Genomic DNA, 13,330 nt, shown 5'->3' with positions numbered 1-13,330 from the left:
GAGATGAAGCGTTACCTGTCCGCCCTGGCCGTAATGGCCACCCTGGCCGCCGCCACACCGGCACTGGCCGATACCCTGCTTGTCGACCGTGCCCGCGAGAAGCCGGCCGGTGCCCTGCCCGTGCGCGGCCAGAGCATGCAGCAGGTGCAGGCGCAGTTCGGCGCGCCCAGCGAACAACTGCAGCCGCGTGGCGGGCAGAAGCGGCAGTGGCCGACCATCAACCGCTGGGTGTACCCGCAGTTCACCGTCTACTTCGAGAAGCAGAAGGTGATCGACGTGGTGGCCAACCAGGCGGACCCGAACGAAATCGGCCCGAAACCACCGATCCGTTGATCCCTTTACCCGCCCTGGGCGGGCCTGTGTAGCGAGACCATGAACCAGACCCTTCGTTTTCCTGCCGAGTGGGAAGCCCAGAGCGGCGTCCTGATTGCCTGGCCCACCGCCGACACCGACTGGGCCGACCGCCTGGGCCAGGTGGAAGAGACCTACATCGCCCTGGTCGCGGCCATCACCCGCTTCCAGCCGGTGCTGATCTGCGTGGCCGACGACGATGTGGAGACCTATGCCGAAATGCGGCTGCGCTCCAACCGCATCGACATGGACAAGGTCCACTTCACCACGGCCGCCTACGACGATACCTGGCTGCGCGACTCCGGCCCGATCACGCTGCGCCGCGCCGACGGCGGTTTCCAGCTTCTGGACTTCCGCTTCACTGGCTGGGGCGGCAAGTTCGACGCCACCCTGGATGACCAGCTGGTGGGCGTGCTCGACCAGGCTGGCGTGTTCAACGACGCCCCGGTGCGCAGCATTCCGTTCGCGTTGGAAGGCGGTGGCATCGAAACCGACGGCGAAGGCACCCTGCTGACCACCTGGAAGTGCCTGCACGAACGCCACCCGGACCGCGACCGCGCCAGCCTGAGCGCCGACCTGGCCGACTGGCTGCAGCAGGACCGCGTGCTGTGGCTGGACCACGGCTACCTGGAAGGCGACGACACCGACGCCCACATCGACACCCTCGCCCGCTTCGCCTCCGCTGACAGCATCGTCTACCAGGCCTGCGACGACGAGAGCGATTCGCACTACGCCGAGCTGCAGGCGATGGGCAATGAGCTGGCCGCGCTGCGCACCAAGGACGGCCAGCCGTATCGCCTGTTCCCGCTGCCGTGGGCGCGGCCGGTGATCGACGAAGGCCGCCGTCTTGCTGCGTCGTACGCCAACTACCTGATCGTCAACGGCGCGGTGCTGATGCCGGCCTATGGCGACCCGGCCGACGACCTGGCCCGTGATGTGCTGGCCCAGGCGCATCCGGGTCGCGAGATCGTGCAGGTGCCTTGCCGCTCGCTGATCTGGCAGAACGGCAGCCTGCACTGCATCACCATGCAGCTGCCGGCCGGGTTGTTGAAGGTCTGAGAAAAGGGAGTGCCGGCCGCTGGCCGGCAACCAGGCAATGCCTGACGGATTGATGGGGATGCCGGCCAGCGGCCGGCACGACCATCACCCATTCAGCGCGCAACACGCCGTCGCCGCCCATCCGCGCTAACATGCAGGTTTTCCCCCGCAGGAACGCCCCGCATGAACTCGCGCAGCCCCCTTACCGTCGCCCTGATCCAGGAGCGCAACCACGGTGATGCCGCCGCCAACCTGGCGGTGATCGAAGCACGCGTGGCCGAGGCGGCTGCGCAGGGTGCCAAGCTGGTGCTGCTGCAGGAACTGCACAACGGCCCGTATTTCTGCCAGCACGAATCGGTGGACGAATTCGACCTGGCCGAATCCATTCCGGGCCCAAGCACCGAGCGCCTGGGCGCACTGGCGAAGAAGCATGGCGTGGTGCTGGTCGGCTCGCTGTTCGAGCGCCGCGCTGCCGGCCTGTACCACAACACCGCGGTGGTGTTTGAAAAGGACGGCAGCCTGCTCGGCAAGTACCGCAAGATGCACATCCCGGACGACCCGGGCTTCTACGAGAAGTTCTACTTCACCCCGGGCGACATCGGCTTCAAGCCGATCGACACTTCGGTGGGCCGCCTGGGCGTGCTGGTGTGCTGGGACCAGTGGTACCCGGAAGCGGCGCGCCTGATGGCGCTGGCCGGCGCCGAGCTGCTGCTGTACCCGACCGCGATCGGCTGGGACCCGGACGACGTGCAGGACGAGAAGACCCGCCAGCGCGACGCCTGGGTGCTGAGCCACCGTGGCCACGCCGTGGCCAACGGCCTGCCGGTGCTGAGCTGCAACCGCGTCGGCCACGAGGCGTCGCCGCTGGGCGCGTCGGGCATCCAGTTCTGGGGCAACAGCCACGTGCTCGGCCCGCAGGGCGAGTTCCTGGCCGAGGCCGGCACCGAGGCCACCGTGCTGCTGTGCGACGTCGACCTGCAGCGCAGCGAGCATGTGCGGCGCATCTGGCCGTTCCTGCGCGATCGCCGCATCGATGCATACGGCGACCTGCTCAAGCGCTACATCGACTGAGCCGGAGCCCGCGCATGGCCGTCCTCATCCGTGATGCCGGCCCGGCCGACATCGACGCGATCACCGCCATCTACGCGGTGGAAGTGACCGATTTCGTCAACACCTACGAGTACGACATCCCGGACGCGACCGAGATGCTGCGCCGCATGCGCGACATCATTGATCGTGGCTTCCCCTACCTGGTCGCCGAGATCGACGGTCAGGTGGCTGGCTATGCCTATGCCAACACCTATCGCACCCGCATTGCCTACCAGTGGACCGTGGAGAACTCGGTCTACGTCGATGCCGCGTTCCAGGGCAAGGGTGTCGGCACCGGCCTGCTGCAGGCCTTGATCGACGCCTGCGTGGCACGTGGCTACCGGCAGATGGTGGCGGTGATCGGCGAACCGACCAACACCGCCTCGATCAAGCTGCACGAACGCTTCGGATTCGAGCTGGTGGGCGTGTTCCGTGGCCTCGGCCGCAAGCATGGCCGCTGGCTGGACACCGTACAGATGCAGCGCGCGCTCGGCGATGGCGCCGACACCGCACCCTCCAATGAATGAACCCATGACCGAAACCCTTCCCGAGACCGGCGACGACCTGTTCGCCGGCCAGCCGGTGCGCGTCGTCGAACGCGACGGCGTGCGCTACACCCTGCTGGGCACCGCCCACGTCTCCCGCGCCAGCGTCGAGGCCGTTGAAAAAGCCATCGACAGCGGCCGCTTCGATGCCGTTGCCGTCGAGCTGGACCCGCAGCGCCTGCAGGCGCTGAGCGACCCCGACACACTCGCCAAGCTCGACCTGGTCGAGGTGATCCGCAAGGGCCGCGTCGCCCTGTTCGCCGCCAACCTGGCTCTGTCCGCCTATCAGCGCCGCCTGGCCGAGCAACTCGACATCGAGCCCGGTGCCGAGCTGAAACGTGCGGTGGAACTCGCCCGCGAACGCAACCTGCCGGTGCACCTGATCGACCGCGAGGTTGGCCTGACCTTCCGCCGCGCGTCGCAACGGCTGGGCTTCTTCGGCAAGCTGAAGCTGGTTGCCGGCCTCGGCGCCGGCCTGTTCTCGTCCGAGGAAGTGGGCGAGAACGAGATCGAGAAGCTCAAACAGGGCGACATGCTGGAATCGAGCTTCGGTGAGTTCGCCAGCGAGAGCCCGGCGCTGTACGAAACCATCATCGGCGAGCGCGACCGCTACATGGCCACCCGCCTGCGCGAAGAACACGACCCGCACCAGCGCGAAGTGCTGGCAGTGGTCGGAGCCGGCCACCTGGCGGGTCTGGCACGCCACCTGGAAACCGACACCGAGGCACCGGCGCCGCTGCGCGCCGAGCTGGAGGCGGTACCGAAGAAGCGCAACATCCCGTGGTTCACGCTGGGCATCCTGGCGATCGTGGCGACCGGCATCGGCGTAGGCTTCTACCGCGGCGGCCTGGGCGTAGGCACCGAGCTGCTGGCAACCTGGGCGATGTATACCGGCGGCCTGGCCGGCCTGGGCTGCCTCTTGGCCGGCGGTCACCCGCTGAGCATCCTCACCGCGATCGCGGTGGCCCCGTTCAAGCCGTTCCGCCTGAGCATCCCGACCGGCGCCTTCTCGGCACTGGTGGAAGCGCGTGTGCGCAAGCCAGCCTACGAGGACTTCCTGAAGCTGCGCGACGATGCGCAGAGCCTGAAGGGCTGGTACCGCAATCGCGTTACCCGCGTGGTGCTGACCTTCATGCTGACCAACATCGGCAGCATGCTAGGCCTGTGGCTGACCACGTTCAAGGTGTGGGGCAAGGTGGCGGGGTAAGCCTCAACCGGCCACAGAATCTGTAGCGCCCGAGCCCATGCCCGGGCGATGCCGCAACGCGGCGAACAGCAGCCGAGCATGGCTATGCCGGCCGTCCTGGCCGACACCCTCCGGGCCGTCGCAAGCGACGTTGGCAGCGGCTCCTGCCGCTGCCTTCGGCTCTACAGAGGCAAGCAGACGCGGCGAGCAAAAAAAGGGGGAGACCGCCCCACTACGACCGGCCTCCCCCACACCACAACACGTTGACGTGCGTTACAGCCGGGCAGCGCCCGGCTCTACCATTTCCACTCCACGCGCACGGCGGATCAGGCGCGTCACGGCATTACGCAGGTCATCGAGCACCGCGTAGATCGTCGGCAGGAACAGCAGGCTGACCACGGTCGAGAACGCCAGGCCGCCGGCAATCGCACGCGCCATCGGCGAGTACTCCGGGCCATTGCCGAACATCTGCGTGTCGGTCAGCGAGATCGGCACCATCGCCAGGATCGCCGTGCCCATGGTCATCATGATCGGGCGCAGGCGTTCGCGTGAGCCTTCCACCAGCGCCTGGGTACGGCCCATGCCGCTGCGCCGCAGGTTGTTGATGTGCTCGATCATCACGATGCCGTTGTTCACCACCACGCCCATCAGCACCAGGATGCCGATGAAGGACATGATCCCGAACGAGGTGCCGGTGATCCAGAACAGCCAGAACACGCCGAAGATCGAGAACAGCACGCCACTCATGATTGCCGCCGGGAACAGCAGCGACTCGAACACCGCCGCCATCACCACGTAGATCATCACCAGCGCGATCAGCAGGTTGAACACCATCTGCTGCATGGCTTCATCATCGTTGCCGTAGTCGCCGCCATCGAAGGTGAAGCCGTAGCCGGCCGGGAAGTTCATCGGCTTGAGCACGGCTTCGATCGCCTTGCGCCCGTCCGGCGCGGTGACCTTCTCGGCCAGGTTGGCCTTGATGGTCAGCGTCGTCTGACGGTTGGTGCGGCCGATCTGGGTGGCTGACGAGCCGACGTCCACGGTGACCAGGCTCAGCAGCGGCACGCTGCGGCCATCGCCGGTACGCACGCTGAAACCGGCCAGGTCTTCCGGGCTGCTCTGCTCGGCGCCGGCAAAGCGTACCCACACCGGCACTTCATTGTCACCGCGGCGGAACTCGCGCATCGGTGCGCCGCGCAGCGCCAGGCCGACGAAGCTGGCCACCTGTTCGGCGTTGAAGCCGAACGCTGCGGCACGCTCACGGTCGACGCGTACCTTCAGCTCGCCGCCCTTCTCGCCGTTGTCGATGCGCACGTCCCGCAGTTCGGCACGCTGCGCCAGCAACGGCACCACTTCCTGGCCGATCTCCTGCAGCATCGAGCTGGAATCGCCGACCAGCTGCACCTGCACGCCCTGGTTGCCGCCACCCCCGCCATCGCCACCCTGGTTGCCGACGAAATAGTCGGTGCGGGCGGACTTCGGCAGGCCCTTGCGCAACTCTTCCTGCAGCGCCTTGATGTCCTTGGCGTACTTCTCGTCCAGGGTGACCACCGTGGAGCTGCCTTCCTGCTCGCTGTACCAGGAGTACACCTGCTTGACGTGCAGGCGCTCGCGGTTCTGGTCGATCCAGCTCTCCACGCGCGCCACTTCCTCGGACATCTGCCGGTAGGTGTAGGCGCCCTTCCACATGTAGCCGATGAAGATGTCCTTGCCGCCCTCGCCACCGAACATGTCGACCTTGGTCAGCTTCATCGGCACCAGGCTGACCAGCACCACCAGCAGGATGCCGAGCAGGCTCCAACCGCGGTGATGCAGTGACCAGTCCAGCAGCTGCGCATAGCGCCGCTGCAGGCGCGCGATCAGGCCGGTCTGCGAGTGCACCAGCTTGGGCGTGGCCATGCGTGCGGACAGCATCGGAATCAGGCTGACCGCGACCAGCCACGAGGCCAGCAGCGAGACCGAGATGGTGATCGCGATCTGCGCCATGAAGATGCTGATGTTGTTGGTCTCGCCGAACAGGTTCGGCACGAACACGATGCAGTGGCACAGCGTACCGGCGCTGAGCGCGATGGCCACGTTGCGGGTGCCGATGATCGAGGCCAGCCGTGGCTGCCCCGGCATGCGCTCGCGCTCCTGGTAGATGCTCTCCACCACCACCACGGCGTTGTCGACCAGCATGCCCACGGCCAGCAGCAGGCCCATCATGGTCAGGATGTTCAGCGTCACCCCGACGAAGTACATGAAGCCCAGGGTGATGGTGAAGCAGATTGGAATGGCCAGGGTCACCATCAGCGTCGACGGCCAATGGCGCAGGAAGAAGAACAGCACCGTCACCGACAGGATCAGGCCGACCGCACCGGCTTCGGCCAGCTCCAGCAGTGACGAGGTCACTGCCTTGCCCTGGTTGTCGATCACCTTGATCTGCACGTCGCGCATCGACGGCTGCGCGCGGATCGCCTCGACTTCGGCCAGCGCCGCACGCGAGACGTCCACCAGGTTGGCACTGCGCTCCTTGAAGATATCCAGGCCCACCGCCGGGTTGCCGTCCAGACGGCGCCCGTAGTTCATCCGCGCCGGCTTCAGGCGCACGTCGGCGATATCGCCCAGGCGCAGGCCCTTGGCGTTGATCACCAGGTCGCGCATTTCCTGCAGGTCGGTGATCTCGCCCACCGGCTGCACGCGCACGCGCTGGCCGTTGTCGTCGATCTGACCGGCCGAGATCGAGAAGTTCAGCGTGCGCAGGCGCTCGCTCAGCTCGTTGATGCTCAACCCATGCGCGTTGAGCCGGTTCGGATCGATGGCGATCTCCACCTCGTTCGGCGGTGCACCGGTGATATCGACGCGGGCCACACCCGGGATGCGCTCGATGCGCCGCTTGAACTCACGGTCGAGCATGTCATAGGCAGTGGTCAGGTCGGTGGTGCTGGCCAGGCGCACCTTCAGTACCGGCTGGTCACTGCTGGACCACTTGAACACGTTGTAGCGCTGCAGGTCGTCGGGCAGGTCGCTGCGGATCGCATCGATACGCTCGCGCGCGTCGGACGCGGCAATGGCGATGTCGCGGTCCCAGTCGCTGAACTCGATGTAGATCAGCGCCGCCTCGGAGGTGGCCGATGAGCGCATGCGTTTGATGCCGGTCATCGTCGCCAGCGACTCCTCGACCGGGCGGATGATGGTCCGCTCCACTTCCTCGGGCGTCGAACCGGTGTACGGGATCTGCACGAACAGGAACGGCGCGGAGATGTCCGGCAGCGCCTCCAACGGCAGCCGGAACGAAGCGATCAGGCCGATCACCACCAGCGACACGAAGCACATGATGGTGGTGACCGGGCGGCGGATGGAGAACTCGGCAACGCTCATGCCGGCTCCTCCACGCCTGCCGTGCCGCCCTCGTCGCCATGCAGGCCTTCACCGGCATGCTTGCGGCCGCGCTCACGGTAGTAGGCGTCGCCGCGACGATCCATCAGGTCGTACACCACCGGGATCACCAGCAGCGTCAGCAGCGTCGACACCAGCAGGCCACCGATCACGGTGATCGCCATCGGTGCACGCACTTCGGCGCCCTCGCCCATCGCCACCGCCAGCGGCAGGAAGCCGAACAGCGTGCACAGCGTGGTCATGATGATCGGGCGCAGGCGCGAACGCGCACCTTCCACCAGCGCCTCATGCTTGGCCACGCCGGCTTCGCGCAGCTGGTTGACCTTGTCGATCAGGATGATCGCGTTCTTGGTGACCAGGCCGACCAGCAGGATCAGGCCGATGAACACCACCACCGAGATGGGCTTGCCGGTCAGCATCAGCGCCAGGATCGCGCCGACCAGCGCCAGCGGGATGGTGAACAGGATCACGAACGGGTGCAGCAGCGACTCGAACTGCGAGGCCATCACCAGGTAGACCAGGAAGATCGCCAGTCCAAAGGCGAAGATCAGCGACTTCGCCGCCTGCGCCAGTTCCTCGCCCTGGCCACCGATGTGCAGGCCAACGCCCGCGCCCAGCGGCTGCTCGGCCACCATCTGCTGCACTTCGCGCATGGCGGCGCCAAGGTCGATGTCGCGCAGGTTGGCCGATACCACCGCCACCCGGGTCTGGTCGGCACGATGGATCTCGCTGGGGCCGGTGGTGGCGACCACGTCGGCCACCGCGTCCAGGGTGACCGGGCGGCTGCTGCCCGGATTGACGATCAGCCGGCGGATGCTCTCGACGCTGGCGCGGTCACCTTCCTGGGCACGCACCAGCACGTCGATCTTGCGATCACGGAAGCTGTAGCGGGTGGCGACGTCGCCGCGCACCTTCTTCACCACCACGTCGGCGATCTGGCGGGTGGTCAGGCCCAGCGCACCCGCGCGCTCCTGGTCGAAGCGGATCCGGATTTCCGGGAAGCCCTCTTCCACCGTCGATTTCACGTCGGCGTAGTGCGCATTGCCGCGCAGCATCGCCGCCAGGCGTTGCCCGGCCACTTCCAGGGTGGCCATGTCCTGCCCGCGCAGTTCGATTTCCAACGGCGTGGAGAAGCTGAACAATGCCGGCCGCGCGAAGTCGACCTGGGCGCCCGGGTGCTGGCTCATGGTGCCGCGCAGGCGCTCGGTGATTGCTGCTTCGGTGCGCGCGTTGCCACCACCTTCCATCACCACAGTCAGCTTGCCGATGTTCTCACCGCTTTCGGTCGGACTGGCATCCAGCCGGGTGCCGCTGCCACTGACGCCATACAGCGAGGCCACGCCCTCCCCCTTGCCGTGCGCCAGCTGCAGCTCGCGCACCAGCGCATCGGTCTGCTTCAGCGGCGTGCCGGCCGGCAGCTTCACCGTCATTTCGAACCGGTCCTGCGCCAGCTGCGGAATCAGGTCCGCGCCAAGCATCGGTACCAGCGCCATGGTCGCCACGAAGATGATGGCTGCCACGCCCAGCACCTTGCCGGGATGCGCCAGCGCACTCGGCAGCAGGCGCAGGTAGCCTCGCTCGGCGCCTGCATAGGGCTTCATCGCCAGGTCGCTGGCCTTGCGCATCACCGGGCCGACCACTGCCACCACGCCACGCCACACGCGCACGACAAGCCAGGCCAGCGCATAGAAGCTCCAGCGCACGCTGGCAACCACGCCACGGCGGCCCAGCGCGACCGGCTTCTGCCAGCGCTTCTGCGGCTGCCACGCTTCGTTCGGCGCCTCTTCCGGGAACGCCAGCGGTGGCCGCCCCTTCAGCGAGCTCAGCATCGGGATCAGGGTCATCGACACCAGCAGCGAGATCGCGATGGCGATCGCCACGGTCAGCGCCTGGTCGCGGAACAGCTGTCCGGCAATCCCGTCGACGAACACCAGCGGCAGGAACACGGCGATGGTGGTCAGGGTTGAGGCAACCACCGCCATGCTCACTTCGCGGGTGCCGGCAATGGCCGCCTGCAGGATGCCCAGGCCACGCTCGCGGGCCTTGGCGATGCTCTCCAGCACCACGATCGAGTCATCCACCACCAGGCCGGTGGCCAAGGCCAGGCCTCCCAGCGACATCACGTTCAAGCTCAGGCCGAGCTGGCCCATGAAGAAGAACGTGGCGATGATCGAGACCGGCAGCGACAGGCTGATCACGAACGTGCTCCAGCCATCGCGCAGGAACAGGAAGATGATCAGGATTGCCAGCAGGCCACCGATCACCGCGTCCTTCTTGACGTCGGCGATGGCGTGCTCGATGAAGCGCGACTGGTCCTCGATGGTGGTCAGCTCGACATCGGACGGGAACGTGCCCTTGATCTGCTCCAGCCGCTTGCGCAGCGCTTCGGCGGTGGACACGGTGTTGGCGTCGCCTTCCTTGTAGATGGCCAGCTCGACCGATTCCTTGCCGCCCAGGCGGATGATCGCTTCACGCTCCTTGTAGCCCTGCCGCACCGTGGCCACGTCCTTCAGGCGTACCGGCACGCCATTGGCGACCACGCTGGAGCCACCACCGGACGATGCGCTCTGTGCCGCCGACGCGGCGGCGATGGCTGCAGCCGAACCAGTCGACGCGGCGATGTTGAACATCTGCTGCAACGCCGAGTCGGCTGCGCTGCCATTGGCGGCCTGGGTGGTCACCAGCAGGTTGCGGATTTCCTCGAGGTCGGCGAACTGGTTGACGGTACGCACCAGGAAGCGCTGGGAGCCCTCCTCCAGGCGGCCGCCGGAGATGTTGATGTTCTCGTCCTTGAGACGCTTGATGACGGTGTCGATCGGCAGGTTCAGCTGCGCCAGCTTCTGCTGGTCGATGTCGACCTGGATCTCGTCTTCCAGGCCACCGCCCACCTTCACTGCTGCCACGCCGGTGACCGGCTCCAGCTTCTTCTTCAGGTCTTCATCGGCATAGCGGCGCAGGCCGGTCAGCTCGCGGACCGCGTCGGCATCGCTGGCCGGCGCGACCTTGTTGGACAGCACCAGGCGCATGATCGGCTCGGTGGACGGATTGAAGCGCAGCAGCACCGGAGCCTTGGCCTCCAGCGGCAGGTTCAGCGCTTCCATCTTGTCACGCACCTCCAGGCTGGCCTGGTCCATGTTGGTGCCCCAGGCGAACTCCAGCACCACATCGCTCTGGCCGGTGCGCGAGACCGACTTCAGCTTGCGCAGGTTCTTGACCACGCCCACCGCTTCTTCAACCGGCTGGGTGATCAGGGTTTCGATTTCGGTCGGCGCCGCACCGGTGTATTCGGTGCGCACGGTCAGCGTCGGGTAGCTCAGGTCGGGCAGCAGGTTGACCTTGAGGTTGCCGAGCGCGATCAGGCCGAACAACAGCAGGGTGACCGTGCACATGGCGATGGTCACGCGGCGGCGCGTGGCGAATTCCACCAGGCCGCCGCGCATGCCGGCGGCGGCGCCGTCGCTCGCCGGCGAGGCACCGTGGTCGTGGCCCGGGGCGGTCATTGCTTGCTCCCGGCCTTGTCTGCGGGCTTGGCCGCCGCCGCGACCGCCTTCGCCTTCGGATCGGCAATCACCTGCACCGTGGTGCCGTCGCGCAGGGCGACCTTGCCGGCAGTGACCACCTGATCACCGGCCGCCAGGCCATCACGGATCTCCACCCACGGGCCCTCGGCGTAACCCAGCTTGACCGGAACGCGTGCGACCTTGCCTTCGCGCACGCGGAACACCGCAGGTTCACCGTCATCGAGCAACGCCAGGCGCGGCACCACCAGCGCATCGGCACGCTGGTCGTAATCGATGCGGATGCGGCCGAACATGCCGGGCTGCAGCGCGTGGGCGGCGCCATCGAAGGCACTGACCACGCGAAACGTGCCGCTGCCCGAGTCCACCACCGGCGCGATGCGGTCAACGGTGCCGGTGAAGCTCTGGCCCGGAAGTGCGTCGGCCGCCAGCGTCACCGGCTGGCCGGCACGCAGGGTGGCCAGCTCACGTTCGGGTACGTTGAGGGTGGCCTCCAGCCGCTAGTTGTCGACGATGCGGAAGATCGGTGTATTGATCTGCACGAAGTTGCCGGTCTTGATCGAGCGTGAGGCGATCACACCCGAGATCGGTGCCACCACCGTGGTGTAGGACAGCTCCAGCGTGGCCAGGCGGTACTGCGCACGCACGTTTTCCAGATCAAAGCGCAGCTGGTCGACATCGGCCGCGCTGACCATCTGCTGGCCGACCAGCTTCTGTGCGCGCTGGTAGTTGTTTTCCAGCTTGCGCATCTGCGCTTCGCTCTGCGCCACGGCCAGGCGTGCACGATCCGGGTCCAGCCGCACCAGCGGCTGGCCGGCGGTGACCCGCTGCCCTTCCTCGACCAGCACCGCCAGGGCTACGCCGGAGGTCTTGGCGACCACCTGCGACTCGGCGCGTGGCTCCAGTGCAGCGGTACCGGTGTAGCTGGCCGCGACGGCACGATGGCTGGCCACCGCCACTTCGACCGGGACGGCGTCGACCTTCTTCCCCTCCTTGGTCTCGGCAGCCTTGGCTTCGGAATTGGGCCCTGCGGCGCAACCGCCCAGCAGCAGGGAGGTGGAGATCAGCAGTGCGGCAGCGCAGATTCCGCTGCGACGGCCGGACAGGAATGTTGGGTGCGACATCGTCGGGTCCCTGGAGGATGCGTGGACAGGTGTGGTAGCAAAGTAATGCACCACTTCACGGTAACACCATATCCCAAAGGTCATGGTGTCTTCACGCCGCTGGTCGGCCCGCCCCCATTTCAGCTAGATGAAACCTGAGGCTATACTCGGGTCGTTCCGTACCCCACGCCGGAACGACCAGACCCGAATCCCCGGAAACGACACCATGCGCCCGCAGCCGCTCGCCGCTTGTCTCGCTCTGGCCGTCCTCCTGCCCCTTGGGGCCGCCGCACAGCCCGCTCCCGCTCCTGCCACACCCGCCCCGGCGCCTGCCGCCGCGCCGGCGCCTGCCACGCCCACCGGCAACTTCGACAATGGCCGTGTCCTGGCCTACACCTGCCAGGGGTGCCACGGCATCACCGGCTACAAGAACGCCTACCCCAGCTACCGGGTGCCGAAGATCGGCGGCCAGACCCAGCAGTACCTGGCCCAGGCCCTGACCGAGTACCGCCAGGGCAAGCGCCGGCATCCGACGATGCAGGCACAGTCGATGAGTTTCAGCGAACAGGAGATCGCCGATCTCTCTGTTTACCTGTCCACCGTCAAGTAAGGCCCGCCCATGTCGAAAGCCGCGCATCCGATGCGTCACGCCATCGCCCTGTCCGTTGCCCTGCTGCTGGCGGCCTGTTCGCAGTCGCAGGTGGAAAACAGCGAGAAATCCGCCGCCGACCCGGGCCATGCCAGCGGCGAACACGGTTCTTCGTCCTCCGCCGGCCTGCCGGCAGGCCGCGAGGCCGCCGGTGAAGCCCGCGCCAAGGTGAAGGGCAAGGCCACCAACCAGAGCTGCATCGACTGCCATGGGGCTGACGGCAATGCGCCGATCGATCCGACCTATCCGAAGCTGGGTGGGCAGTACGGCGACTATCTGGCGCATGCGCTGCAGGCCTACCGCGCCGGCGACCGCCAGCATGCGCTGATGACGCCGCAGGCGAAGGACCTGAGTGATCAGGACATCGCCGATCTGGCGGCGTATTTCGGTAGCCGGCCGAGCCAGTTGCGGGATCTGCACGGGGTCAAATGACGGCCGGCCCCCGGTCGGTGCGGACCGTCGGTTGGTAGGCG

General features: G+C 67.0%; 9 protein-coding genes and 1 pseudogene. 7 read left to right on the top strand and 3 right to left on the bottom strand.

From position 1 onward, the window contains the following. The first annotated feature begins 33 nt into the window (after nt 1–33). The 5 genes from ACM0PK_RS11540 to ACM0PK_RS11520 all read left to right on the top strand — a co-directional run bounded on the left by ACM0PK_RS11540 (nt 34) and on the right by ACM0PK_RS11520 (nt 4,230). On the top strand, nt 34–333 hold the full coding sequence (locus ACM0PK_RS11540) for a hypothetical protein (RefSeq protein WP_227837998.1): 300 nt from the start codon (nt 34–36) through the stop codon (nt 331–333). A gap of 39 nt (nt 334–372) precedes the next feature. Then, a complete protein-coding gene (locus tag ACM0PK_RS11535) occupies nt 373–1,410 on the top strand; it encodes an agmatine deiminase family protein (RefSeq protein ID WP_005416227.1) in 1,038 nt (345 codons plus the stop codon). A 162-nt stretch (nt 1,411–1,572) separates the two neighbouring features. Further along, the gene (locus tag ACM0PK_RS11530) at nt 1,573–2,460 is read left to right on the top strand and encodes a carbon-nitrogen hydrolase (protein WP_005416226.1); all 888 of its coding nucleotides are present in this window, start codon (nt 1,573–1,575) and stop codon (nt 2,458–2,460) included. A gap of 14 nt (nt 2,461–2,474) precedes the next feature. Continuing rightward, on the top strand, nt 2,475–3,005 hold the full coding sequence (locus ACM0PK_RS11525) for a GNAT family N-acetyltransferase (RefSeq protein WP_005416225.1): 531 nt from the start codon (nt 2,475–2,477) through the stop codon (nt 3,003–3,005). 4 nt (nt 3,006–3,009) lie between these two features. Further along, a complete protein-coding gene (locus ACM0PK_RS11520) occupies nt 3,010–4,230 on the top strand; it encodes a TraB/GumN family protein (RefSeq protein ID WP_088496762.1) in 1,221 nt (406 codons plus the stop codon). 252 nt (nt 4,231–4,482) lie between these two features. Here ACM0PK_RS11520 and ACM0PK_RS11515 read toward each other — a convergent pair whose 3' ends face one another. From ACM0PK_RS11515 to ACM0PK_RS11505, 3 genes and pseudogenes are all read right to left on the bottom strand, one after another. Continuing rightward, a complete protein-coding gene (locus ACM0PK_RS11515; RefSeq protein WP_069137840.1) occupies nt 4,483–7,569 on the bottom strand; it encodes an efflux RND transporter permease subunit in 3,087 nt (1,028 codons plus the stop codon). Then, the gene (locus ACM0PK_RS11510) at nt 7,566–11,087 is read right to left on the bottom strand and encodes an efflux RND transporter permease subunit (protein WP_414607723.1); all 3,522 of its coding nucleotides are present in this window, start codon (nt 11,085–11,087) and stop codon (nt 7,566–7,568) included. Before ACM0PK_RS11510 ends, ACM0PK_RS11515 begins: the two co-directional genes overlap by 4 nt. Continuing rightward, nucleotides 11,084–12,229: pseudogene (locus tag ACM0PK_RS11505) on the bottom strand (efflux RND transporter periplasmic adaptor subunit). Before ACM0PK_RS11505 ends, ACM0PK_RS11510 begins: the two are co-directional and overlap by 4 nt. A 205-nt stretch (nt 12,230–12,434) precedes the next feature. Here ACM0PK_RS11505 and ACM0PK_RS11500 point away from each other — a divergent pair. Further along, on the top strand, nt 12,435–12,818 hold the full coding sequence (locus ACM0PK_RS11500) for a c-type cytochrome (protein WP_061477913.1): 384 nt from the start codon (nt 12,435–12,437) through the stop codon (nt 12,816–12,818). 9 nt (nt 12,819–12,827) lie between these two features. Then, nucleotides 12,828–13,289, top strand: a complete 462-nt coding sequence (locus ACM0PK_RS11495; protein ID WP_005416218.1) for a c-type cytochrome — start codon at nt 12,828–12,830, stop codon at nt 13,287–13,289. Nucleotides 13,290–13,330 lie beyond the last annotated feature (41 nt).

It is taken from the genome of Stenotrophomonas sp. FR010 (assembly GCF_047520755.2).
In the GTDB taxonomy this organism is placed as follows: Bacteria; Pseudomonadota; Gammaproteobacteria; order Xanthomonadales; family Xanthomonadaceae; genus Stenotrophomonas; species Stenotrophomonas sepilia.
This window is presented reverse-complemented; position numbering and strand designations above follow the sequence as displayed.